Source organism: Bacillus sp. EB01, from assembly GCF_000613125.1.
In the GTDB taxonomy this organism is placed as follows: Bacteria; Bacillota; Bacilli; order Bacillales; family Cytobacillaceae; genus Bacillus_D.
Genome location: NZ_HG964497.1, coordinates 505286 through 529325 on the forward strand (window position 1 = coordinate 505286; position 24040 = coordinate 529325).

Here is a 24040-nt window from a genome sequence, read left to right on the forward strand (position 1 = left end):
TATTATCCAAATCTCATCATATAAGTGTTCTCATTGTGTGGGAATTTTTTTAAAATTGGTGATTTTTTTTGATGGCAGGTGTTTTGAGACGGGTGCGCTAGCAGATTGCTATCTTTTATGAATACTTTTTCGGATTTATGAATACTTTATGGGATTTATGAACACTTTTTTGGGATTTATGAACACTTCTCGGAAAATATGAATACTTACTGTTAAGTGGCGGCGAAATATCTCAAAATAAAAAACCCGGCACTCAGGCCGGGCGGCTTCATTTATGTGATTGGTTCCGATATGCTGACTTCCTTGAGCAGCACAAACTTTCCTTTTTCAAGAATCAATTCCTTCAGTGTATACAAAAAAGCGGATTCTACATCCTCACTGTTTACATACTCTAGGATCATATCCCAAACCATGAGCGGCTCATTGACCTGGATGGCAGGAATATCAACTAGCCCAAAATGGGGTTCTGTTGTCAACAGTGTCATGTCTCCGGAATGGAGGCCGTTTGCTTTTAACTCTATGATGGCATCTTCAAGCTTATGCAAACAGTCAAATATGCCGGCAATGGCATGATTCATGTTTATCTCCCCCTGTGTTAAAATGCCGACTCATGTTTATACCCACTTGACGGCCTCTTAAACACATAATTCGAAAGAATCACAAAATTTATGACTGTCACTCATTACAAACGTAAACCATACGATCTCTTCCATTTATGTCATGAACAACTTCCACCGATCCTTGTGGGAAGGTTCTCCTAACAAGCTCAGCAACTGCCTCCCCTTGCCCTGCTCCTATTTCAAAGCCAATCAGCGAACGGTTGTTTAGCACCATCGGAAGCTGTTCCATAAAACGCCTGTAAAAATCAAGCCCATCTGTTCCTGCGAACAAAGCCCGGTGCGGCTCATGTTCTGTTACCACATCAGACATCCATGATTTGTCGTTATCCGGAATATACGGAGGGTTGGAAAGTAGAACATCCAATTTTCTCCCCGATGCTATGAAAGGCTCCAAGAGATCGCCTTGTATAAAGATAATATCTGCCCCAAGCGCTAGTGCATTTTTTTTTGCAACCTTCAAAGAATCAGCTGCAATATCCGTAGCAGTTACACCACCCAGCCCCGGAAGCTCCAGCTTCATAGTGATGGCGATTGCCCCGCTTCCAGTACCAATATCCGCTAACTCCAAGCCTTCAGGACTGCCAAACATCTTCCTTATCCTGTTGATTGCGCCATCAACCAGCTCTTCCGTTTCGGGACGTGGTATCAATACTTCCTCGTTGACTATAAATTTCCGTCCATAGAATTCCTCGTGACCAATAATATATTGAACTGGCCTCCCCGCTGCATGCTCCTTTACCGAAGCTTGGAATGCCATCAATTGTTCCTCCGGCAGCTCATCACGCATTGATGCAAACAGCTGGGTCCTCGTCATGCCTGTTACATACCGCAGCAGCAGTTCTCCGGCAAATTCCTCACGATCCACCTCTTTTAAAAAAGAAGAAGCCCAGTTTAGGGCTTCAAACACTTTTTTACACATTTGAGGCATCTTCCAGCTTCTGGGACTGATCCTCAAGAATCAATGCATCGATAATTTCATCAAGCTTTCCTTCGAGGATAATGTCCAACTTTTGGAGTGTCAGGCCAATACGGTGATCTGTCACACGGTTTTGCGGGAAGTTATAGGTACGGATCCGCTCCGAACGATCACCGGTACCAACAGCAGATTTTCGCACCTGATCATACTCCGCCTGGGCTTCCTGCTGGAACTTGTCATATACACGAGCACGGAGAATTTTCATCGCCTTGTCCCGGTTCTTGTGCTGGGACTTTTCATCCTGCATTGATACTGTTATTCCTGTTGGAATATGAGTAAGACGGACGGCAGACATAGTCGTGTTGACAGACTGGCCACCCGCACCGCTCGATGCAAAGGTATCAAATCGAATATCCTTGTCGTGGAGTTCAATTTCTACTTCTTCCGCTTCAGGAAGGCATGCAACAGTAGCAGTCGATGTATGAATCCTTCCGCCTGATTCTGTTTCTGGAACACGCTGGACACGGTGGGCGCCATTTTCATACTTAAGCCTGGAATAGGCACCCTGGCCATTAATCATGAAGATGATTTCCTTAAATCCGCCAAGTCCGGTTGGGCTCGCATCCATTACTTCTGTCTTCCAGCCTTGTGCCTCTGCATAGCGGCTGTACATACGGTAAAGGTCTCCGGCAAACAATGCAGCTTCATCTCCGCCAGCGGCGCCGCGGATTTCAAATATAACGTTCTTGTCATCGTTCGGGTCTTTTGGGATAAGGAGAAGCTTCAGCCTCGCCTCCAACTCTTCGACCTGCGAAGAAAGCTCACTGACTTCCTCCTTCACCATTTCTCGCATATCAGCATCCAGCTTATCCTCCAGCATCACCTTTGCATCCTGGAGCTGTTCACGTGCTGACTTATATTCCCGATAAACTTGTACTGTTTCCTGTATATCTGACTGCTCCTTGGAATATTCACGGAGCTTTTTCGAGTCACTAATAACGTCCGGATCGCTTAAAAGCTCATTCAGCTTCTCATAACGATCCTCAACAGATTGAAGACGATCAAACACACTCATTCACCTCAAGTTTCTTTAATCTATATATTTGTATCCATTTTTAAAGGGCAGTAAGCATGACTGCCCAAAAGGTGTGGTTTGTTTCTGCTAATCACGAAAGGGACGTATCCCTAAAGATAAGTACTCTTTATTATATTACAGGTCAGTTACTCCGTCAAAAGCGCATGGGAAGTTTTAGGTTTATATATATTTTGTTCCTTACCCTCTTTAAAACAAATGACCCTATATTCCTTCAGATATCCTATTTCATAAGATCTAAAATAACAAAACCCAACTGTTAATACTAAAAAGGATTAATCATCACGAGGGCGGGTAACTGACATAAAAAGTAACTTTAATCAGGTATACCTCCTATCAGCGAACTAGAAAGGGTGAGAAAATTTTGACCTTTGTGGAACTTTTAAAAAAAGGGAACAAATCCTCCGGAATTGCAGCTCTTGCCAATACAGTACTTGCTATAATTAAAGGAATTGCTGCAATAATTAGCGGGAGTGGAACCATGATGGCAACCACTCTCCATTCGGTGGCAGACGCAACCAATCAGGCATTTGTGTTTATTGGAAGCGCGATTGCCGAAAAGACACCAACCCGTAAGTTTCCGACGGGTTTCGGGCGGGTTGTTAACTTGTTTGTATTAATTGCCGTTATTGTCATTTCCATTATGTCCTATGAAACATTAATAAAAGGCTGGGAACTGATTCAGCATCCGAAAGAGTCAGGAAACTTTTGGCTTAATGTTCTTGTTCTCTCCGCTGCTGTCGCTCTGGATGGGTTGGTTCTTGTAAAAGCGATGAAGGAAATTGTCCATGAAACTCGGAGCGAAGCTAAGGGAATGGCCATTGTTTCTTCTGCTTTTAAAAATGTCCGTCTCGCTGCTCCGCCAACCAGGCTGGTTTTTTATGAGGATATTATTGCAACCCTGGGAGCTCTGCTCGCCCTCGGAGCCGTTATCCTTTCCAAAACTACAGGTCTTCTATTCCTCGATGGTGTTGGGACGCTCTTGATTGGTTTGATGTTATTTGGAATAGCAATTAAGATCGGCTTTGAAAATACAATTGGGCTGATTGGTGTCGCAGCTCCTAAAGCCATTGAAGACAGGGTAGCAGCGACCATTCTTGCCGATCCAGATGTTGACGATATCAAGCAAATGCGTATCATCCAGGAAGGAAGAAGATATCATATCGAAGGTTATATTGAGCTAAAACGCGGTTTCACACTCGCAGTAGCAGATGATATAAAATTCAGAGTCAGGGATAAACTGCTTGCCGACCCCGATATTGGGGACGTCACAATTGGGATTCTAGAAACAGATGGCATAAAGGATTGGAAACCAGCACCTGAAGAATAGAGACAGAATAAAAGCATGAGCATCTTGCAGGAACATGCACATCGTTAAAGGCCGGAACTCCTGTCCTTGCAGCATTTTCATAAGCTGAACAACAAAAAAGAGGCTTGTCCATCACCGGCGGACAGCCTCTTTTCTTATAACGCTTTTGTTTTATTATCGATTTCAACTTCTTTTGCAGCAACAGCTGTGTTGGGGACCTCGTGATGATGCCTGCAGCGCGGTTCATAAGCTTCTGATGCACCTACAAGAATGACGGGGTCATCATATGAAGCAGGACGGCCATCAATCAGGCGCTGCGTCCTGCTTGCAGGCGATCCGCAGACGGCACAGACAGCTTGAAGCTTTGTAACCAACTCGGCAATCGCCATCAATTCAGGCATTTTGCCAAAAGGCTCCCCTCGAAAGTCCTGATCAAGTCCTGCGGCAATTACCCTGTATCCGCTATTCGCAAGATGCTGAATCACATTGACAATTTCCTCATCAAAAAACTGGACTTCATCGATAGCAATAAGATCCGTTTCAACATCAATATAATCAAAAATGGCTGTGGAATGAGCAATAGGCATCGCAATAAACGAGGAACCGTTGTGGGAAACCACGGACTCCTCACTGTAGCGGTTATCAATTTTCGGCTTAAAAACAGCAATTTTTTGCTTCGCGAACTGAGCACGGCGTACTCTTCGGATTAATTCCTCCGACTTCCCCGAAAACATGCTGCCGCAAATGACTTCAACCCAACCGCTTTGCTTCATTACATACATAATGCTGCCTCTCCTTCCTTGCATACCCTGTCAATTTATTATGTATATTTGAACTAAGTCTCACACATCGTCATATATACTCTATAAAACCCTTTTTTAGGCAGTACAAACCAAAAATCTGCCAAAAATCGAGAAATTTTGCATTTTTAAAAGTAAAAAACAGGCAAGCGATGTTGAATCCTGCCTGTTTTGTACAGTTGCTATTATTGCTGTTGCTCTTGCTTAATGCCGTATTTCTTGTTGAAGCGGTCAACACGTCCGCCAGCTTCAGCGAATTTTTGACGGCCTGTATAGAAAGGATGGCACGCGGAGCAAGTTTCAACACGAATCTCGTTTTTAACAGATCCTGTTTCAAACGTGTTACCGCAAGCGCAAGTCACCTTAATTGTCTTATAATTTGGATGAATTCCTGCTTTCATTCTTTTCATCTCCTTCCGCCCTGAGTCATTCCGAAACAGAGTTATAGAATCGGGCACCTATAAGCCCGAGGTGGAAAAACACACTGGTATCATTATATCAGGGACGTGTCCTTTTTGCAAGATGGGATTTACTTGAAAAAGGATTTCTTATGATTGCTGTCTTCTCGAGGTGCTGGCTTTCATTTCTTCGCCAACTTGAGCAAAAAATTCCTCATTTGATTTTGTTTGCCTTAGCTTTTTCAGGAAGCGCTCTGCAAAATCAGGACTGTCGGACATTGACTTCCTGATAGCCCAGAGCTTGTCAAGATGGTCCTTGGGCAGGAGCAGCTCTTCTTTTCTTGTTCCGGAACGGCGGATATCGAGGGCAGGGAATATTCTTTTCTCCGCAAGGGAACGGTCAAGATGAAGCTCCATATTTCCTGTGCCCTTGAATTCCTCATAAATGACATCATCCATCCTGGAACCTGTATCAACAAGAGCTGTAGCAAGAATAGTCAGACTGCCTCCCTCTTCGATATTCCTTGCTGCACCAAAGAAACGTTTTGGACGGTGGAATGCAGCAGGGTCGATACCGCCTGACAGGGTACGGCCACTAGGCGGGATGACAAGGTTATACGCCCTCGCCAGCCGGGTAATGCTATCCATCAGGATAATGACATCTTTCTTATGTTCAACAAGTCTCATTGCCCGTTCCAGTACTAGTTCCGCAACCTTTATATGATTTTCCGGAACTTCGTCAAAAGTTGAACTTACGACATCGCCCGCTACGGACCTCTCGATGTCCGTTACTTCCTCAGGGCGCTCATCGATTAAAAGCACAATCAGTTCCGCTTCCGGATGATTGGTGGTTATGCTGTTGGCAATTTCTTTTAACAGCATCGTCTTGCCTGCCTTTGGAGGCGCCACAATTAAACCACGCTGGCCAAACCCGACAGGTGCAACCAGATCCATAATCCGAGTGGAAAGATACTTTGGAGTTGTTTCCAGTTTGACTTGCCTATCAGGATATAGAGCCGTCAATGCCGGGAAGTGAACCCGCTCTTTTGCAGATTCAGGATTTTCACCATTGACTGCTTCTACATGGAGAAGTCCATAATAGCGCTCACTTTCTTTTGGAGGCCTTACCTTTCCAGATACTTTGTCCCCATTCCTTAAGTCAAAACGGCGGATTTGCGAAGCTGAAATATATATATCCTCCGAGCTTGGGGAATAGTTAATCGGGCGAAGGAAACCAAATCCCTCCGACTGGATGATTTCCAGGACGCCTTCCATAAAGAAAAACCCTTGCTCTTCCGCGCGAGCTTTTAGAATCGAAAAGATCAATTCCTTTTTTGTCAGCTTACTGTAGTAAGAAACTTTGTATTGCCTCGCAAGTTCATATAGTTCTTTTAATTTCATATTTTCGAGGCTGGTAATTGTTAATTCCATTTAGACACCACACTTTACTTATTTGGTTCATGTCTTGCTGCATCCACAAGGATGCCTTGGCCGTAAGGGAAGACAAAGAAAAGTACCAGCTGGCAGTTTATCTTTACATCTGCCAGTATTGCCATATTCTTGTACCCATCTTTTTACGAACCTGGCGCCTGTACCTTTTATCCCACTCTTAACGGGCAGTAAGACTCCCCACTTCAAGTTTCTAGGATTAAAGGAAAATAACCGGGAGATCAACTGCTCGTAAAGGTCGGATTGGCTCATCTAACCATCAATGCAGGGATAAGAAAACCCCACTGATAGAAGATTCACTTTATAAACAGTTGAAATACCTTGTTTAGTGCAGAGAGGGATTCTTAAACATGAAGGATTCTTGAAGTTTAATTGGAAGATAGACTAAACCTGCAAAACAATTTATATTCTACCCTTATTTACAGGAAATAACCATATTTTTTAACTATCTTTCTAGCGCCAAAAGTCCCGGGCTTTTCAAATGCCCGGAATTCTGACGAAAATTATTTATTTTATTACAAGGTGAGGCTTTTTCGTTAAGCTGTGCCGCCCATCGATAAAACGGACTGTCCCTGACTTTGCCCGCATGACAATAGAATGGGTAGAACCATATGAGCCCTTAAACTGGACACCCTTAAGTAATTCCCCATCCGTAACTCCAGTTGCAGCAAAAATCGCGTCATCCCCACGGACAAGGTCTTCCATTCGGAGTACTTTATTGACATCAAGGCCCATTGATTTGCAGCGTTCAATTTCCGCGTCATTTTGAGGCTCAAGCTTCCCAATCAGCTCCCCGCCAAGGCATTTCAGTGCAACAGCCGCAATAACTCCTTCAGGGGCTCCACCGGATCCGAACAGAATATCAACACCAGTAAAGTCAAAGGCTGTATTAATTGCTCCAGCAACATCGCCGTCATTGATTAGCTTAATCCTTGCACCGGCTTCACGAAGCTCCGTAATGATTTTGGCATGGCGTTCACGATTAAGGACAGTGGCAACTACATCCTCAATGTCTTTATTTTTGGCACGGGCGACAGCCTTTAAATTATCAAGGACAGAGGCATTAATGTCTACCAGGCCAACCGCTTCCGGACCAACCGCTATTTTATCCATATACATATCAGGTGCATGAAGAAGGTTTCCATGGTCTGCTATAGCTAAAACTGCGAGTGCGTTCCACCCTCCCGCTGCAACGATGTTGGTCCCTTCTAGAGGATCTACCGCAACATCGACTCTAGGGCCATATCCCGTACCGAGCTTTTCGCCAATGTAAAGCATAGGCGCCTCGTCCATTTCTCCTTCACCGATTACAACTGTTCCCTTCATCGGGACAGTATCAAATACATCCCTCATCGCTGAAGTGGCTGCATCGTCCGCTTCATCCTTCAAACCTCGTCCCATCCAGCGGGCAGAAGCAAGTGCTGCTGCCTCCGTAACCCGGACAAGTTCCATTGTCAAGCTTCTTTCCATGGTCTTTCTCCCTTCATCCAGTACACATTTACAAAAATTCAGAAAAGGCGCTGCCTAAAAGGGCAGGCGCCTTTAAAGACATTTTTCCCTCCATGTGGAGGATATGTTTTCTTTAAATAGGTATCACGTATTTTTAAGCTGTTCCACTTCTTCTTCTGTCATTGCTTCACGCCAGGCAGTCGCGCCAAGCCCGTGAAGTTTTTCAACGAGATTGCTATAACCCCTGTCGATATGTTCCAGCCCGGTAACCTCAGTTATTCCTTCAGCCATAAGTCCTGCTATGACCAAAGCAGCCCCGGCACGCAAGTCGCTTGCCTTCACCTTAGCTCCCTGAAGCTGGACAGGACCTGAAATGATAGCTGAACGGCCTTCAACTTTAATGCTTGCATTCATCCGGCGTAATTCATCAATATGTTTAAATCTGGCCCCATATATTGTATCCGTGACCATGCTTGAGCCTTCAGCTTTTGTTAAGAGTGATGTGAAAGGCTGTTGCAAATCGGTAGGGAAACCAGGGTAAACAAGTGTTTTTATATCTACAGCCTTTAATTTAGAAGTGCTTTTCACAAAAATCTGATCATCACGGGCTTCAACGTAAACACCCATCTCACTAAGCTTGGCCAGCAATGATTCAAGATGCTGAGGAATGACGTTGTCAACAAGGACACCTTCACCCATGGCTGCACCAAGAATGATATAAGTCCCGGCTTCAATTCTGTCTGGAATGATGGTATGGCGGCATCCATGGAGACTATCGACACCATCTATACGGATGACATCTGTACCGGCCCCTTTAATGCGCGCACCCATATTTGTCAACAATGTTGCCACATCAATAATTTCCGGTTCCTTGGCTGCATTTTCAATAATTGTCCGCCCTTTGGCGCGGACCGCAGCAAGCATGATATTGATAGTTGCGCCGACACTTACTACATCGAGGTAAATTCGTGCCCCTCTCAATTCATCTGCCCTCAAATAAATGGCTCCCTGCTCATTTGTGACACTTGCACCAAGGGCCTCAAACCCCTTAATATGCTGGTCTATTGGCCTTGGGCCGAGATGGCATCCCCCAGGAAGGCCAATAACTGCTTTTTTGAACCTTCCGAGCATGGCACCCATTAAATAGTAGGAAGCTCGAAGTTTTTTTACTTTCCCATTTGGAAGCGGCATTGAAATCATTGCCGAGGGATCGACAGTCATTTCATTATCGGAAAGCTGTACCTTTCCACCGATTTCTTCAAGCAGCCCTTTTAATATTTCAACATCTGAAATATCGGGAAGCCCCTCAATTACTACGGGGGAATCTGCAAGAATTGTAGCAGGGATAAGTGCAACCGCGCTGTTTTTGGCGCCGCTTACCCGGACAGTACCCTTAAGCGGGTATCCTCCGGCAATTTTAAGCTTTTCCATTTTAGAAACTCCCTTTCCAGCCACCGTACATAAGCTTTACGGCCAATTTTAGTACCGACCGCGGCTAAAGGTATTATTTTCCATAAGCATTAGGCATAATCCGACAGTTTGTCTATCCATTAGTTTACACGAAAATCACCTTTTCATGTACCGATAACCAAAAAAGTTTTCCATCATTTAACGGGCGATATAATCTCCCGCCTGATCTATAGGCAACAAACAAACCAGCAGAGGGAATTTAACTGCCATAAAAGTCCAATTTTTTTAAATTTGGGCTCATCTTTAGAAAAACAATCGGGCTTTGCGGGACTATCCATCAGTGGAAAAGTCACCACTGATGGAAGTTTCACTTTATGGAAAAAGAGAAGCTGCAAAAAATCATTCGAAGAGATAGACCAATCTCCAATTATATTATTCGTCCACAGCTTTCCCTTTAAGTCCTTATTAGCGAGAATTCCAGTCCTTAAGGAAGGCCTCTATTCCTTTATCTGTAAGTGGATGGTGGAAAATCTGCATCAATACTTTGTAAGGAATTGTGGCAATATGTGCACCTCTTAATGCAGCTTCAGTTACGTGCATTGGGTGTCTTATAGACGCAGCGATGATTTCAGTTTCAAGACCATGGACATCAAAAATTTCAGCTATTGTCGAGATAAGATCAAGCCCATTTTGCCCAATATCATCAAGCCTTCCAAGGAATGGCGAAACATAAGACGCACCCGCACGGGCAGCAAGAAGTGCCTGATTTGCATTGAAAATGAGGGTTACGTTTGTTTTAATGCCTTCTTGCGAGAAAGTATGGACCGCTTTGAGTCCTTCTGGAGTCATTGGCACTTTAATTGTGATGTTTGGAGCAATTTTTGCAAGCTCCCTGCCCTCTTTAACCATACCTTCAGCATCGAGAGCAATTACTTCCGCGCTGACCGATCCAGGAACAAGCTCAGTAATTTCCTTAAGACGGTCTTCGAAGGAAACGCCTTTTTCCTTAGCAACAAGCGAAGGATTTGTTGTAACACCGGATAAAAGACCAAGAGAATATGCCTCACGGATTTCATCCATATTGGCTGTATCAATAAAAAATTTCATTTTTAACCCTCCATTGTTAATTAGTACCTGCTGTCAAAAAATACATTGAAACCGCCTCTATTTCAGGGGCGGTTCCGACTATCTTTATAAGGTATACCTATTTAGGCTATATATTGAATTTGAATATTTTCCTGATTTTAGTTTCAGATACAATGGCTCCGCAGTGTCAGCCCTGGTGTCTTCCGTAAAATCAATGAACGTTCTTTCATTCAACATTATATGTTCTTTTTACGCCTTGCCTGAGGAACCAAATTCACGCATTTTTCCTTGAACGGTTTCTTTGATGGCGTCACGAGCTGGTCCAAGGTATTTACGCGGGTCGTATTCGTTTGGCTTAGCCGCCAGTACCTCACGGACAACCTTTGCAGACGCAATCTGGTTTTCAGTGTTTACATTAATTTTTGCAGTTCCAAGCGAAATGGATTTTTGGATATCCTTTGTTGGGATTCCTGTTCCCCCATGAAGGACAAGCGGCAGGCCAGTCGCCTTTCCGATTTCCTCCATTTCCTTGAAGCCAAGGTTTGGTTCACCTTTATAAGGTCCATGTACAGACCCAAGAGCTGGTGCGAGGCAGTCAATGCCAGTACGTGTGACTAGCTCCTTACACTCCTCGACATCAGCATAGATAACACCGTCAGCAATGACATCATCTTCCTGTCCGCCGACTGTTCCAAGCTCAGCCTCAACAGATACTCCCTTAGAGTGTGCATAATCAACAACTTTAGAGGTTATCTCAATATTTTCTTCAAAAGAATGATGTGATGCATCAATCATAACTGAAGTAAAACCTGCATCGATTGCAGCTTTACACTTATCAAAGCTTGAACCATGGTCAAGGTGAATTGCGACTGGGACTGTGACGTTATAATCCTCCATCAAGCCTTCAACCATTTTTACAACTGTTTTAAAGCCGCCCATATATCTTCCAGCACCTTCGGAAACACCAAGGATGACAGGGGAGTTTTCTTCTTGTGCGGCGAGCAGAATTGCCTGAGTGAATTCAAGGTTGTTCAAATTGAATTGTCCAACCGCATAGCCTTCCTCTTTTGCTTTGTTGAGCATTTGGGTCATAGAAACTAAAGGCATTTTTCTTCCTCCTTAAAGTAGGCTGTTTCGTTAAAAGGCTTCCGTAAGTAAGGTTACCCCTCAATTGGCGGATTATGTATTTAGGCCAACTAACAAAACATTAAATTCCATTAGTTATCATATCAAACCATTTCATCAAATGCCATTAATCCGTCATATGTACGTAAACTGTCATAATGAAAACGCACACATAGATGTTTACCCCTGCCAACCTAATTAAAAACACCTTTTCCAATTTAAAACTAAACGGTTTTAAAACTCCTATTGCTTTACAGCATAGGTCCGCACTGCATTCCTGATATCATCAATATCAAATGGCTTTGCAAAGTGAGTGATAGCACCCAGGTCTTTTGCCTCCTGAATCATGTCGAGCTCCCCATAAGCGGTCATGATGATGACTTTAATATCAGGCTCAATTACCTTCATCCGTTTCAAAATCTCAATGCCATCCATTCCCGGTATTTTCATATCCAGAAGGACAAGGTCAGGCTTATGTTTTTTTACGATATCCAAAGCCTGGATACCATTGGCAGCCTGAAACGTGGCATATCCTTCCTTTTGAAAAACTTCATTAAGCAGGATGCGAATCCCGAATTGATCGTCAACTATAAGTATTTTTTCCTTCATTGTAACATCGCCCCAATTCCCACTATTTCTTCTTTATGTTTAAAAGGAAACACCGTCCTCAAACTATTTCTCTTTTTCTTACTAATATCCTGCATTTTCTGTCCTCCTTTTTCCGACAATTTTTGCATAGTGAAGGAATTTGTCTATAATGGAGGAAAAACATCGAGGGGGAAGCAATGGATGCTGAAAATGTTTTCGACACAGCTGACAGGATTGTTAGGCAGAATACAGAATAAACAGGAAGAAAACTTCGAGGACGCCGCCCGTCTGCTTGCACAGGCATCAGCTGGACAGGGCAAAATCTATATTTTCGGGCCAAACGAAATGGCTGCTGTGGGAATGGAGGCTACCTCTGGGGTTGAACCGCTTCAAAGCGCAGCAATTTGGGAACCTTCTTCACCACCAACCTTTACGGCTGCTGACAGGGCAATGATAATTACTCGCTTTTCCTCCGATCAGAATGGGATTGAGGCTGCCGAAAATTTGCAAAGAGAAGGAGTTCCGTTTATATCCGTTTGTACGTCAGATGAAGACAGCGGAACATCACTTGCTGAGTTAGCCGATGTTCACATTGATCTTTTCCTAAAAAAGGGGCTGCTTCCTGACGAAACAGGAAACAGGTATGGGTATCCAGGACCAATCGCAGCCTTATATGTGTACTATGGATTAAAATTCACTATTGATGAGATATTGGCTGAATACGACCAACTCTAAAGTTTCTCAGGATGATTTTGGAAGGTTTTTTATCAAGCGATTTCCAGTTGTTCACAAAACAAATACAAAAACATTTCCTTTTCAGACGGTATATCAAGTCACTGTTTTCCAGACAAAAAAAGCCAGTCTCCTCTTTAGTTGAGGAACTGGCTTTTATTATGCATTATTTCCCTTGAAGCGAAGCATGAATGAATTCACGGAACAAAGGTTGAGGGCGTGTTGGCCTTGACAGGAATTCTGGATGGAACTGTGAAGCGACGAACCAAGGGTGGTCAGTAACTTCAATCGTTTCAATCAGGCGGCCATCCGGGCTTGTACCGGAGAAGACAAAGCCTGCCTGTTCCATATCCTTGCGATAATGATTATTGAACTCATAACGATGGCGGTGGCGTTCGTACACAATTTTCTCACCATACGCTTCATAAACTTTTGTACCCTCAACAAGTTTGCAAGGATACAAACCAAGACGAAGGGTTCCACCAAGGTCTTCAATATCCTTCTGTTCAGGAAGCAAATCAATAATTGGATGTTTCGTGTTTGGATCAAGCTCGGACGAGTGCGCGCCTTCAAGACCTAGTACATTACGGGCAAATTCTATAGTTGCAAGCTGCATTCCCAGGCAAATCCCCAAGAAAGGCACCTTTCGTTCACGAGCATATTTGATAGCCGAAATTTTCCCTTCGACACCTCTGTCCCCAAAACCGCCGGGTACAAGAATACCGTCCGCATCGCCAAGCAATTCTTCAACATTTTCTTCATTAACATGTTCGGCATTCACCCAGTCGATGTCGATATCTGCATCATAAGCATAACCAGCATGCTTAAGTGCTTCGACAACAGACAAGTATGCATCCTGCAATTCAACATACTTTCCGACAAGGGCAATTTTTGTCTTTCCTGTCAAATTTGTTACTTTATCGACAAGAGCCTTCCATTCAGTCATATCCGCTTCCCCACATTGAAGCTTCAAGTGATCGCAAACAATACTATCCAGGTTTTGTTCCTGGAGAGCCAACGGAATGGTATAAAGAGTTTCTGCGTCACGGCATTCAATGACTGCCTTTTTATCAATATCACAAAACAGGGCAATTTTGTCCTTCATATCCTGGGATACAGGAAGTTCTGTCCGGACGACGATGACGTTCGGCTGGATTCCAAGGCTTCGTAATTCTTTTACACTATGCTGTGTAGGCTTGGTTTTCATTTCCCCGGCTGCTTTAATGTATGGGATTAATGTACAGTGAATATACATTACGTTCTCATGGCCGATATCGCTCTTGATTTGGCGGATAGCCTCAAGAAATGGCAGCGATTCAATATCCCCTACTGTTCCGCCGATTTCAGTAATAACCACATCGGCATTTGTCTCATGGCCTGCGCGGAATACGCGCTCCTTGATTTCATTAGTGATATGCGGAATAACTTGAACCGTCCCACCAAGATAATCCCCGCGGCGCTCTTTTTTCAGGACTGTCGAATAAATCTTTCCCGTTGTAACATTGCTGTTCTTAGTTAGATTAATATCGATAAAGCGCTCATAGTGGCCAAGGTCAAGATCTGTTTCCGCCCCATCGCCTGTTACATACACTTCCCCGTGCTGATACGGGCTCATCGTTCCTGGGTCAACGTTAATATATGGGTCAAACTTCTGGATAAAAACGCTTAGACCCCTATTTTTCAAAAGTCGTCCTAGTGAAGCAGCTGTGATTCCTTTTCCAAGCGAGGAAACAACCCCGCCGGTTACAAAAATATATTTTGTCATATTAAGTCCCCCTCTAATACAGTTTGTTCAATTCCTGCCTGATTACAGCCTTTTGTCGAAAAAAAAAACGGTGCCATGAGTTAAATTATCTTCTAAAAGGGGATTTGAATCAGTCTTGCAGAACGGCTAGAAGCCAGAATCTTCACGCCGGAAAAAAATAAAAAAGCGCCCTCCCTGCAGCATTTGCAAGGGGAGCGCTTGATAGCAATTGATATTCGTTCCTTTTTTAAGGAGCCCAAAAACGATTCTACAGGCAAACGGATAGGATTGTCAAGCCTACATATCCTCGTCTTCGTCCTCATCCTCGGCCAGCTCTTCTTCTTCAAGAGCCTCAAGACTTTCTTCCAGATCGTCGTCATCAAGGTCTTCCTCAATATCTTCTTCAAGGTCTTCATCGATCGCTTCATCATCGGCAATATCAAAGTCCTCTTCTTCCTCTTCGAACTCATCGGCCTCATCTATATCATCAAAGCTGTCCTCATCTTCTTCATCAAGGATATCATCTTCGACAAAATCTTCAGGATCATCAAAATCGGTATCATCAAGTTCTTCATAATCATCAAGATCTTCATCCAGAACCTTTTTCGCCTTTTTCTTCTTCGGCTTGGCAGCATGAACCTGCTCTTCCTCAACTGTATCGACAGGATACCATACCCGGAGGCCCCATTTATTTTCACCAAGTGAAATAAAACGGCCATCTATGTTCAAATCAGTATAAAACTGTGCAAGCCTTGATCTTACTTGCTCGCTGGACAGATCTGATGCTTTCGAAATTTCATCCACAATATCATGGAAGGATAAAGTTTGCTTCGTATTCTTCAGCAGTTCATAGGCCATTTCAATCATGGACATTTCCTTCAACTGCTCTTTAGAGTAATTTTCTAGACTCAACATTGGCACTTCCTTTCAAATTTACGCCCAAAAGGCTCAGGAAGGGATTCTCCCGAAATACATATTCTTCATTATAAACAAAATGTTCCCGTTTATGCCAGTTATAACTGGGTGCGGCAGGAATATTTATTCCACTCTTAACACTCAGTAAGCGTCCCGCAGATGGAATGGTCACTTTATCCCACACGGTTGTTACGGCCGCCTTCTTCTCTCTCCCGCCTTTCTCTTTCCATTGACAATTCCTTCAAGGCAAGCATGAGGAAAAGAATGGCAAGGAGCAAAAAGGATACAGCTCCCAGCTGGTGTTGATATAAATAATAAAGTGGCCAGGCTGACAGGATGAGTAAAGCAATTATATACTTTGTCTTTATCTTTTTCATCTGTCAATCCCTCCCATGTATGTATGCCAATATTATATAGTATTCGGGACAAATTTTAACTCATTTTCTTGTTTTTCGGAAAAATATTTCTCCTATTTCAAGGAAACTTATTACAAAATGGCCCAGGGAAGGCTTCCCCTCCCCGGGTCTCTTTTACTTCCAGCGCTAGCGCTTGAGCTTTTGCTCTACTTCTATAAAGGTTAAACCTAAAGCTTTTCTGTAATTTCCGCTCCAGGCGCTTCGCTTTCCGTGGGCGGGCGGGGAGCCTCCTCGTCGCTTTGCTCCTGCGGGGTCTCCCACTGTCCCTTTTCTCCCACAGGACATTGAATAATCTTCCCTGAAAAAGCACCGCAGGAGAAAATGCGTTTTTTTGCATTTTCGAACGAGTCTACGCGCCTTCCGCTTCAATCCAATAGAAAGCCTACGCTTCTCAAATTCTTTAGTTGAACTTAAATAGCTTTAAACGCGTTCCGGATACTTGAAGTCCCCTCACTACGATAAGTCATCATCGAATCGCTTTCGCTCTTCGTGATTCCTTTATCTCAGTCGAAACCCCTCCAGTTTGTACGGCGATGATCAAGGCGCCTGCGCTTTTGATCTTACATGTTACGGCGATATTGGCCGCCAACCTCGTATAGTGCATGAGTAATTTGGCCAAGGCTTGCTACCTTTACCGTTTTCATTAGCTCGGCAAAAATATTCCCTCCAGATACTGCCGCTTCTTTAAGCTGCTTCAATGCATTCGCCGCCTTGTCTGCATGTTTCTCCTGGAACTTGCGAAGATTGGCAATTTGAAGCTCCTTTTCTTCCTTGGAGGCTCTGGCTATCTCCATATTGTCCATTTCCTGCTCTGAAGGAGGATTCGGATTCAGGTACGTATTCACACCGATAATCGGTAGTTCACCGGAATGTTTTTTCATTTCATAATACATTGATTCATCCTGGATTTTTCCTCGCTGATATTGCGTTTCCATTGCTCCAAGGACGCCGCCGCGATCATTGATTCGCTCGAATTCCTGAAGAACCGCTTCCTCAACAAGGTCCGTTAACTCATCAATGATGAACGCTCCCTGCAGCGGGTTTTCATTTTTTGACAGGCCGTGTTCCTTGGTAATGATCATTTGGATCGCCATTGCCCTGCGGACCGACTCTTCTGTCGGAGTTGTAATCGCCTCGTCATAGGCATTTGTATGGAGAGAATTGCAATTATCCTGCAATGCCATCAACGCCTGCAGCGTAGTCCGAATATCATTGAAGTCAATTTCCTGGGCATGGAGCGAGCGTCCGGAAGTCTGAATATGATACTTAAGCTTCTGGCTGCGTTCATTCGCTCCATATTTATCACGCATGACTGTTGCCCAAATCCGCCGGGCTACCCGGCCAATGACTGTATATTCCGGATCAAGTCCATTTGAAAAAAAGAAGCTCAAGTTTGGCGCGAATTCATTGATATCCATCCCGCGGCTCAAATAGTACTCCACATAGGTGAACCCGTTTGCCAGGGTGAAGGCTAGCTGAGAAATTGGATTGGCTCCCGCTTCTGCAATATGATAGCCAGATATGGAGACAGAGTAATAATTGCGAACCTGATGGTCAATGAAATACTGCTGAATATCTCCCATCATCCTTAGCGCAAATTCAGTGGAGAAAATACATGTATTTTGTCCTTGGTCTTCTTTGAGGATATCGGCCTGAACGGTACCACGGACATTTTTGAGTGTATAAGCCCGAACCTCCGCGAATTCCTCTACCGTCAGCATCCTTCCAAGCTCCGCTTCCTTCTTTTCAACCTGCTGATGGATGGCAGTATTCATGAACATCGCGAGAATGATTGGTGCCGGCCCATTGATAGTCATGGACACTGAAGTGGACGGGTGGCATAAGTCAAATCCTTTATACAGTTTATTCATATCATCAAGCGTACAGATCGAAACTCCGCTCTCGCCAATTTTCCCATAAATATCAGGACGGTAATCCGGATCCTCCCCATAAAGGGTAACAGAGTCAAACGCGGTGCTAAGCCGTTTTGCAGTATCATCCTTTGAAAGATAATGGAAGCGGCGATTTGTCCGTTCTGGAGTCCCTTCACCCGCAAACTGCCTTTTTGGATCCTCGCCTTCACGCTTGAACGGGAACACTCCTGCGGTATAAGGGAATGACCCCGGAACATTTTCACGATACACCCAGCGGAGAATTTCGCCATAATCTTTGTATTTCGGGAGGGCAACCTTGGGAATATCCAGTCCTGACAGGCTCTTTGATTTCAGCGCTGTACGAATTTCCTTATCACGGATTCTGACCACATACTCATCCGCCGCATAATCCGCTTTCTGTTTTTCCCAACCGTCTAAAACTGCCTTGGATTCAGGAGACAGCGCAGCGACAGTATTTTCTTTCAGCTTATTCAATTCATCAAGCAAATCTTTGCTGCTCGTTTGGCCCAGTGAATTAAGGACTCCCTCTATTTGAAATAGCTTTCTCGCCAATTCCGCCTGCTGTTCTGCCTTTTTATGATAATTGCGCACAGTTTCGCCAATTTCCCTTAGATAGTATCTGCGGTCGGTCGGAATGATAACATTTTGTTTTTCAACTAAAGCTTTTTTGTTAAAAGAGGTCTGCCAATCATTACCAGACTTTTCATTTATTTTTTCAATCAAAGCAGCAAATACTGCGTTGGTACCCTGATCATTGAACTGGCTTGCAATGGTCCCATATACCGGCATATCATCCGGGTCTTTTTCAAACAGCATACGGCTGCGCTGATATTGCTTCTGTACTTGGCGCTTGGCATCCTCCGATCCTTTCCTCTCAAACTTGTTGATGACAATCAGGTCCGCAAAATCAATCATGTCAATTTTCTCAAGCTGAGAAGGAGCGCCGAATTCACTTGTCATGACATACATGGAGATGTCGCAAATCTCGGTAATAGCTGCATCTCCCTGGCCAATTCCGCTCGTCTCCACGACGACGAGATCAAAGCCAGCCGCCTTGGCAACTGAAACCGCATCCTTAATTGCAAGTGACAGCTCGCTGCGAGAGGCCCTTGTTGCAAGACTCCTCATATAGACGCGAGGATTAAATATTGAGTTCATCCGAATTCGATCACCCAGAAGCGCACCGCCTGTTTTTTGCTTGGTTGGGTCGACAGAAAGGATGGCAACCTTTTTATCGGGAAGTTCATTGAGAAAGCGGCGAATCAGCTCGTCGGTCAAAGAACTTTTTCCAGCGCCGCCTGTTCCGGTGATTCCAACAACCGGCACTTTCTGTGCAGCAGATCTGACCTTTTCAATGACCTCCGCAGCTGCGGCAGCCTCTTCACCTGAAGCTACATGGTACTCCGCAAGGGTAATTAGCTTGGCAAGGGACCTGATATCCCCAGATTTTAACCCCTCAATCTCCGAGGTGAGGTCGTTGGGGATTGTTGAGAAATCACACTCCCTAACCATCCTGTTAATCATCCCCTGCAGGCCATGCTTGCGGCCATCTTCCGGAGAAAAAATTCCGGATATACCGTACTCATGAAGTTCCTTTATCTCTCGAGGTATGATAACACCGCCTCCGCCGCCATAAATGCGGATATGGCTTGCGCCTCTTTCCTTCAGCAGGTCATACATATATTTAAAATACTCAACATGCCCGCCCTGGTAGGAGGATATTGCAATACCTTGGGCATCTTCCTGAATCGCAGCATTGACTACCTCTTCAACCGAACGATTATGTCCAAGATGAATGACCTCAACGCCAGTCGATTGCAGTATTCTCCTCATAATATTGATTGAAGCATCATGCCCGTCAAACAGGCTTGACGCTGTCACAAAACGGACGTGATGCACAGGTTTGTAAATTTCTTTTACGCTCATTCATGTTCCTCCTTTCAATACGCAGACTGTGAATAGTGTCCGCCCTGTTTCCCTTTGCTGATCCCCGAAAGAAGCAAAGTAGTCTGATGTTCAATGTATTCCTCAAGCGTGAACCTTTTTCTTAACGCCCAGCGCCTGAAACCCCACATTTGGCCGAGCACAATAATGTCATGCGAAATAAGTTCGGCTTCTTTCTCCGAAAGCTCCAACTCTCCATTGGCAATACACCGGTTAATCAATTCCCGGAACATGCCAGCCATTTCGTTTTCTTTTTTAAAAACATATGGCAAAGCATCTTTTGTGAGCGATTTCGCTTCCTGGTACATGACCAGGACTTCATCCTGCATGTCATCCATAATCCTGAAATAGTCGGCTATTCCCTGCTTCAGGCTTTCGAGTGTATTGCCCTTATTATTCAGGTCCTTCATCAGCTGGGTTGCTACTTGGTCGTATATGCTGTCGCACACGAGATAAAGCACATCTTCCTTCGTGCGGATATATTCATAGAGGGTCCCGATAGAGAAGCCAGAGGCCCTCGCAATTTCTCTTGTTGTTGTACGGTGGAACCCCTTTTGTTTAAAAAGTGCAACCGCACCCCTGATCATCTGGCTGCGTCTCCTTTTGACAAGAAGTTCATCTTTTACGGAAGCTTGGACTTCCCTTTTTTTCAAAAATCCCACCGCCTTTGTTCGTTTTTAGCGATCTATTGCTTTCTAATCCGCTAGGGTTTCATGTTAATTGGAAAAATGAGTTCTAGCCTACAGATACAAAGCACTCAGGAAATGCTGCTGAGCACTAATCTCCCTGAAACCGTTCGTCAATGACTAACCAACTTGCCGTCTGGCTCGAAAAGTTCTTGAAATTGTTCTTCCAGGACATTTTGACTTGCTGCCGCCCCCGAAATGTCCTTGAAACATTTCGGCATCTCAAAGTATGCCCCTACTAGCCCACGTAGCAAATTACTTCGTCAGCATCCTTGAGATGACGAGGCGCTGAATTTCCTGGGTGCCCTCGTAGATTTGAGTAATCTTTGCATCACGCATGAACCGTTCAACCGGATAGTCCTTTGTATAGCCATAGCCGCCAAACACCTGAACAGCTTCAGTTGTAACCTGCATTGCCGTATCTCCGGCAAACAACTTTGCCATAGCAGAAGCCTTGGCGTATGGAAGCCCTTCTGATTCCAGCCAAGCCGCCTGATAGGTTAATAGCCTGGAAGCCTCAATGGCAGTTGCCATATCTGCAAGCTTAAAGGATATTCCCTGATTGGCTGCAATCGGCTTTCCGAACTGCTGTCGTTCCTTTGCATAGTCAACCGCTGCATCAAGAGCGCCCTGGGCAATCCCAACAGCCTGGGCAGCAATCCCGTTCCGGCCGCCATCTAGCGTCATCATCGCGATCTTGAAGCCCTCGCCCTCTTCACCTAGTCGGTTCTCAATCGGAACACGGCAGTCTTCAAAAATAATTTCCGTTGTTGGTGATGACCTGATACCCAGTTTCTTTTCCTTTTTACCAACCGAAAAGCCCGCAAAGTCTTTTTCAATAATGAAGGCCGTCGTTCCCTTTTGGCGGCTGGATGCATCAGTCAGGGCAAAGACCACATAAATATCGGCAATACCGCCGTTTGTAATGAAAATCTTTGAGCCATTTAGTACATAATTGTCTCCGTCAAGACGGGCGGTTGTCCTCATCCCTCCCGCATCTGAGCCGCTTCCAGGTTCAGTCAAGCCATAAGCGCCAATCTTTGAACCCTCAGCCATCGGGCGAAGATACTTTTGCTTTTGTTCTTCATTGCCGAATTTATAAATCGGCCAGCCAGCAAGCGAAGTATGAGCGGACAGAGTCACACCTGTTGACGCACAGACGCGGGAAAGCTCTTCTACTGCAATGCAGTAAGCGAGATAGTCGCTTCCGATGCCGCCATACTCCTCAGGCCAGGGAATCCCGGTAAGTCCTAGCTCAGCCATTTTGTCAAACAGCTCCCTGTCGAATCGCTCTTCTTCGTCGCGTTCCGCTGCGGTCGGCGCAACCTCATTCCTCGCAAAATCTCGGACCATTTTCCGAATCATTTCATGTTCTTCGCTTAATTTGAAATTCATGTTCCATCCCCCTCAATCTAGTAAAAAGTGACTTAAAGCTGCCGGGCAATAACGTGCCGCTGGATTTCACTGGTTCCTTCATAAATCTCTGTTACCTTCGCATCACGGAACAGCCGCTCAACCGGATATTCCTCTGTATAGCCATATCCGCCAAACACTTGGATTGCTTCCGTTGTCGTTCGCACCGCGGTCTTTGAGGCAAAAAGCTTTGCCATCGAGGCTTCCAAGCTGCATTTTTTCCCTTCTGACCTAAGTGAAGCTGCCCGGTACACTAGCAGCCTTGAAGCTTCAACAGCAGTTGCCATGTCAGCCAGTTTAAAGCCAATTCCTTGATTGGCTGCAATCGGTTTTCCAAACTGATGCCTTTCCTGGGCATAGCGTACCGCTTCCAAAAGCGCCGCCTCGGCAATTCCAAGCGCCTGCGCCCCTATCCCGATTCGGCCGCCATCCAGATTGGACATTGCAATTTTGAAGCCCTGGCCTTTTTCCCCAAGAAGATTTTCACGCGGAACCTTCATATCCTCAAATGTAAGCTGGACAGTCCGCGACCCATGCAGCCCCATTTTCTTTTCGTCTTTTCCAATGACCAGACCAGGTAACCCCTTTTCAACAATGAACGCTGAAATTTCCTCCTCAGCGGTTCTCGCAAACACTATGTAAATGTCAGCTTCCCCGCCATTTGTGATGAACACCTTTGACCCATTGAGAACGTAATGATCACCTTTAAGGACTGCCTTCGATTTTAATGCTCCTGCATCGGATCCCGCACTTGGCTCAGTCAGGCAGAACGCCCCAAGCAATTGCCCTGAAGCCATTCCCGGAACATACTTTTTCTTTTGTTCCTCTGTTCCAAAATAAAGAATCGGGTTTGTTCCAACTGACGTATGCACACTCAGGATAACGCCGACAGCCGCACTTACCCTTGAAATTTCATTGATGGCAATGATGTAGGACATAAAATCCATCCCCGCGCCGCCGTACTCCTCCGGAACTGGAATGCCCATTAGCCCAAGGTCACCCATCTTTGCGATCAGCTCCCTCGGGAACTCGCCCTGTTCCATCCTATCCACCCATGGTGCGATCTCTTTCTCTGCAAAATCACGCACCATCTTCCTCATCATGTCATGCTCTTCAGTAAAGCGAATATCCATCCTTATCCCCCTGTCCGGCAGATCGCCTGGCAGTTAACTGGTATTTAATATTCGTAGAAGCCGCGGCCTGACTTTTTCCCAAGCCAGCCGGCTTTTACATATTTCCTTAATAGCGGGCATGGACGGTACTTGCTGTCTCCAAAGCCTTCATAGAGCGTTTCCATAATATACAGGCAAGTATCAAGCCCGATGAAGTCCGCTAAAGTTAGTGGTCCCATGGGATGATTCATCCCAAGCTTCATGACCTCATCTATCGCTTCCTTTGTAGCCACACCTTCATACAGCGTATAAATGGCCTCATTGATCATCGGCATCAAAATCCGATTCGAAACAAAACCTGGAAAGTCATTCACTTCAACCGGAACTTTTCCAAGGACACGCGTCATCTCTTCAATCTGACTGTACACCTCATCAGCCGTCGCGAGTCCGCGGATAATCTCCACCAGCTTCATGACTGGCACCGGATTCATAAAGTGCATGCCAATTACCTTTTCAGGCCGTTTCGTTGCCGCCGCAATCTCCGTAATTGGCAGCGATGACGTATTACTCGCAAGAATCGCATGCGGAGGGGCAAACCCATCCAGCCTGCTGAAAATATCCGTTTTCACATCCATATTTTCTACGGCAGCCTCAATCACAAGGTCAACGGAAGCCGCATCTTCAAGCGAGGTTGAAGCTGAAATTTTGCCAAGCGCCTCTTCCATTCCAGCCGCCTCAAGTTTTCCTTTTTCCACTGCTCTGGTGAGATTCTTCTTAATTCCTAATAAACCACGCTCCACAAATTCCGGCTTCAAATCATTGAGTAAAACCGAATACCCTGCCTGCGCGCATACCTGGGCGATTCCCGAACCCATCTGGCCCGCCCCAATGACCATAACATTCTTGATTCCCATCCTATCCCCTCCATTTCTGAACCTAG

Annotated in this window: 21 protein-coding genes; 2 read left to right on the top strand and 19 right to left on the bottom strand. The window is 45.0% G+C overall.

From position 1 onward, the window contains the following. Window positions 1-272: 272 nt before the first annotated feature. From TY16_RS02200 to prfA, 3 genes are all read right to left on the bottom strand, one after another. Window positions 273-578 (bottom strand): hypothetical protein, encoded by a 306-nt coding sequence (locus tag TY16_RS02200; protein ID WP_043930069.1) that lies wholly within the window; start codon window positions 576-578, stop codon window positions 273-275. Between the two features lie 97 nt (window positions 579-675). After that, window positions 676-1539, bottom strand: a complete 864-nt coding sequence (gene prmC, locus TY16_RS02205) for a peptide chain release factor N(5)-glutamine methyltransferase (protein ID WP_043930070.1) — start codon at window positions 1537-1539, stop codon at window positions 676-678. Then, on the bottom strand, window positions 1532-2605 hold the full coding sequence (gene prfA / locus TY16_RS02210; protein ID WP_043930072.1) for a peptide chain release factor 1: 1074 nt from the start codon (window positions 2603-2605) through the stop codon (window positions 1532-1534). Before prfA ends, prmC begins: the two co-directional genes overlap by 8 nt. 385 nt (window positions 2606-2990) lie before the next feature. On the opposite strand from prfA, the gene TY16_RS02215 reads away from it, so the two are divergent. Then, window positions 2991-3959 (top strand): cation diffusion facilitator family transporter, encoded by a 969-nt coding sequence (locus TY16_RS02215; RefSeq protein WP_442853239.1) that lies wholly within the window; start codon window positions 2991-2993, stop codon window positions 3957-3959. A gap of 134 nt (window positions 3960-4093) precedes the next feature. On the opposite strand, the gene TY16_RS02220 is transcribed toward TY16_RS02215, so the two are convergent. The 8 genes from TY16_RS02220 to TY16_RS02255 all read right to left on the bottom strand — a co-directional run bounded on the left by TY16_RS02220 (window position 4094) and on the right by TY16_RS02255 (window position 12264). Continuing rightward, window positions 4094-4720 carry a thymidine kinase gene (locus TY16_RS02220; protein WP_043930074.1) on the bottom strand — a complete coding sequence of 209 codons (627 nt, stop codon included), beginning with the start codon at window positions 4718-4720 and terminating at the stop codon, window positions 4094-4096. A 203-nt stretch (window positions 4721-4923) separates the two neighbouring features. Next, window positions 4924-5139 (bottom strand): 50S ribosomal protein L31, encoded by a 216-nt coding sequence (gene rpmE / locus TY16_RS02225; RefSeq protein WP_043930076.1) that lies wholly within the window; start codon window positions 5137-5139, stop codon window positions 4924-4926. A gap of 147 nt (window positions 5140-5286) precedes the next feature. Next, window positions 5287-6567 (bottom strand): transcription termination factor Rho, encoded by a 1281-nt coding sequence (rho, locus tag TY16_RS02230; protein WP_043930077.1) that lies wholly within the window; start codon window positions 6565-6567, stop codon window positions 5287-5289. Window positions 6568-7092: 525 nt separating this feature from the next. After that, window positions 7093-8055 (bottom strand): class II fructose-bisphosphatase, encoded by a 963-nt coding sequence (gene glpX, locus TY16_RS02235; protein WP_043930078.1) that lies wholly within the window; start codon window positions 8053-8055, stop codon window positions 7093-7095. Between the two features lie 123 nt (window positions 8056-8178). Then, window positions 8179-9465, bottom strand: a complete 1287-nt coding sequence (locus TY16_RS02240) for a UDP-N-acetylglucosamine 1-carboxyvinyltransferase (RefSeq protein ID WP_043930080.1) — start codon at window positions 9463-9465, stop codon at window positions 8179-8181. Between the two features lie 444 nt (window positions 9466-9909). Further along, window positions 9910-10551 carry a fructose-6-phosphate aldolase gene (gene fsa, locus TY16_RS02245; protein ID WP_043930082.1) on the bottom strand — a complete coding sequence of 214 codons (642 nt, stop codon included), beginning with the start codon at window positions 10549-10551 and terminating at the stop codon, window positions 9910-9912. A gap of 228 nt (window positions 10552-10779) precedes the next feature. Continuing rightward, complete coding sequence (locus tag TY16_RS02250; RefSeq protein ID WP_043930083.1) at window positions 10780-11637, bottom strand: class II fructose-bisphosphate aldolase; 858 nt, start codon at window positions 11635-11637, stop codon at window positions 10780-10782. Window positions 11638-11898: 261 nt separating this feature from the next. After that, complete coding sequence (locus TY16_RS02255) at window positions 11899-12264, bottom strand: response regulator (protein WP_043930085.1); 366 nt, start codon at window positions 12262-12264, stop codon at window positions 11899-11901. Between the two features lie 180 nt (window positions 12265-12444). Between TY16_RS02255 and TY16_RS02260 the strand changes: the two genes are divergently transcribed. After that, window positions 12445-12978 carry a DUF2529 domain-containing protein gene (locus TY16_RS02260; protein ID WP_043930086.1) on the top strand — a complete coding sequence of 178 codons (534 nt, stop codon included), beginning with the start codon at window positions 12445-12447 and terminating at the stop codon, window positions 12976-12978. Window positions 12979-13141: 163 nt separating this feature from the next. On the opposite strand, the gene TY16_RS02265 is transcribed toward TY16_RS02260, so the two are convergent. From TY16_RS02265 to TY16_RS02305, 8 genes are all read right to left on the bottom strand, one after another. Further along, window positions 13142-14740 (bottom strand): CTP synthase, encoded by a 1599-nt coding sequence (locus TY16_RS02265; protein WP_043930088.1) that lies wholly within the window; start codon window positions 14738-14740, stop codon window positions 13142-13144. A gap of 276 nt (window positions 14741-15016) precedes the next feature. Further along, window positions 15017-15634: a DNA-directed RNA polymerase subunit delta gene (rpoE, locus tag TY16_RS02270; protein WP_331281051.1), complete on the bottom strand. Its 618-nt coding sequence runs from the start codon at window positions 15632-15634 to the stop codon at window positions 15017-15019. 173 nt (window positions 15635-15807) lie between these two features. Next, complete coding sequence (locus tag TY16_RS02275; RefSeq protein WP_043930089.1) at window positions 15808-16011, bottom strand: hypothetical protein; 204 nt, start codon at window positions 16009-16011, stop codon at window positions 15808-15810. Between the two features lie 599 nt (window positions 16012-16610). Next, a complete protein-coding gene (icmF, locus tag TY16_RS02285; RefSeq protein ID WP_043930092.1) occupies window positions 16611-19871 on the bottom strand; it encodes a fused isobutyryl-CoA mutase/GTPase IcmF in 3261 nt (1086 codons plus the stop codon). A 14-nt stretch (window positions 19872-19885) separates the two neighbouring features. Further along, on the bottom strand, window positions 19886-20542 hold the full coding sequence (locus TY16_RS02290) for a TetR/AcrR family transcriptional regulator (protein ID WP_043930093.1): 657 nt from the start codon (window positions 20540-20542) through the stop codon (window positions 19886-19888). 288 nt (window positions 20543-20830) lie between these two features. Continuing rightward, a complete protein-coding gene (locus TY16_RS02295) occupies window positions 20831-21970 on the bottom strand; it encodes an acyl-CoA dehydrogenase (RefSeq protein ID WP_043930094.1) in 1140 nt (379 codons plus the stop codon). A 32-nt stretch (window positions 21971-22002) separates the two neighbouring features. Next, window positions 22003-23121 (bottom strand): acyl-CoA dehydrogenase, encoded by a 1119-nt coding sequence (locus TY16_RS02300; protein ID WP_043930096.1) that lies wholly within the window; start codon window positions 23119-23121, stop codon window positions 22003-22005. A gap of 44 nt (window positions 23122-23165) precedes the next feature. Continuing rightward, window positions 23166-24014, bottom strand: a complete 849-nt coding sequence (locus tag TY16_RS02305) for a 3-hydroxybutyryl-CoA dehydrogenase (RefSeq protein ID WP_043930097.1) — start codon at window positions 24012-24014, stop codon at window positions 23166-23168. Between the last annotated feature and the right edge of the window lie 26 nt (window positions 24015-24040).

Bases quoted from the DNA above. Each gene is read 5' to 3' on its own strand.
- TY16_RS02200 (WP_043930069.1), bottom strand. From the start codon at position 578: ATGAATCATGCCATTGCCGGCATATTTGACTGTTTGCATAAGCTTGAA.
- icmF (WP_043930092.1), bottom strand. From the start codon at position 19,871: ATGAGCGTAAAAGAAATTTACAAACCTGTGCATCACGTCCGTTTTGTG.
- TY16_RS02240 (WP_043930080.1), bottom strand. From the start codon at position 9,465: ATGGAAAAGCTTAAAATTGCCGGAGGATACCCGCTTAAGGGTACTGTC.
- fsa (WP_043930082.1), bottom strand. From the start codon at position 10,551: ATGAAATTTTTTATTGATACAGCCAATATGGATGAAATCCGTGAGGCA.
- TY16_RS02295 (WP_043930094.1), bottom strand. From the start codon at position 21,970: ATGAATTTCAAATTAAGCGAAGAACATGAAATGATTCGGAAAATGGTC.
- rho (WP_043930077.1), bottom strand. From the start codon at position 6,567: ATGGAATTAACAATTACCAGCCTCGAAAATATGAAATTAAAAGAACTA.
- TY16_RS02220 (WP_043930074.1), bottom strand. From the start codon at position 4,720: ATGTATGTAATGAAGCAAAGCGGTTGGGTTGAAGTCATTTGCGGCAGC.
- prmC (WP_043930070.1), bottom strand. From the start codon at position 1,539: ATGTGTAAAAAAGTGTTTGAAGCCCTAAACTGGGCTTCTTCTTTTTTA.
- rpoE (WP_331281051.1), bottom strand. From the start codon at position 15,634: ATGTTGAGTCTAGAAAATTACTCTAAAGAGCAGTTGAAGGAAATGTCC.
- TY16_RS02255 (WP_043930085.1), bottom strand. From the start codon at position 12,264: ATGAAGGAAAAAATACTTATAGTTGACGATCAATTCGGGATTCGCATC.
- glpX (WP_043930078.1), bottom strand. From the start codon at position 8,055: ATGGAAAGAAGCTTGACAATGGAACTTGTCCGGGTTACGGAGGCAGCA.
- TY16_RS02305 (WP_043930097.1), bottom strand. From the start codon at position 24,014: ATGGGAATCAAGAATGTTATGGTCATTGGGGCGGGCCAGATGGGTTCG.
- TY16_RS02250 (WP_043930083.1), bottom strand. From the start codon at position 11,637: ATGCCTTTAGTTTCTATGACCCAAATGCTCAACAAAGCAAAAGAGGAA.
- TY16_RS02260 (WP_043930086.1), top strand. From the start codon at position 12,445: ATGCTGAAAATGTTTTCGACACAGCTGACAGGATTGTTAGGCAGAATA.
- TY16_RS02265 (WP_043930088.1), bottom strand. From the start codon at position 14,740: ATGACAAAATATATTTTTGTAACCGGCGGGGTTGTTTCCTCGCTTGGA.
- TY16_RS02300 (WP_043930096.1), bottom strand. From the start codon at position 23,121: ATGGATATTCGCTTTACTGAAGAGCATGACATGATGAGGAAGATGGTG.
- TY16_RS02275 (WP_043930089.1), bottom strand. From the start codon at position 16,011: ATGAAAAAGATAAAGACAAAGTATATAATTGCTTTACTCATCCTGTCA.
- rpmE (WP_043930076.1), bottom strand. From the start codon at position 5,139: ATGAAAGCAGGAATTCATCCAAATTATAAGACAATTAAGGTGACTTGC.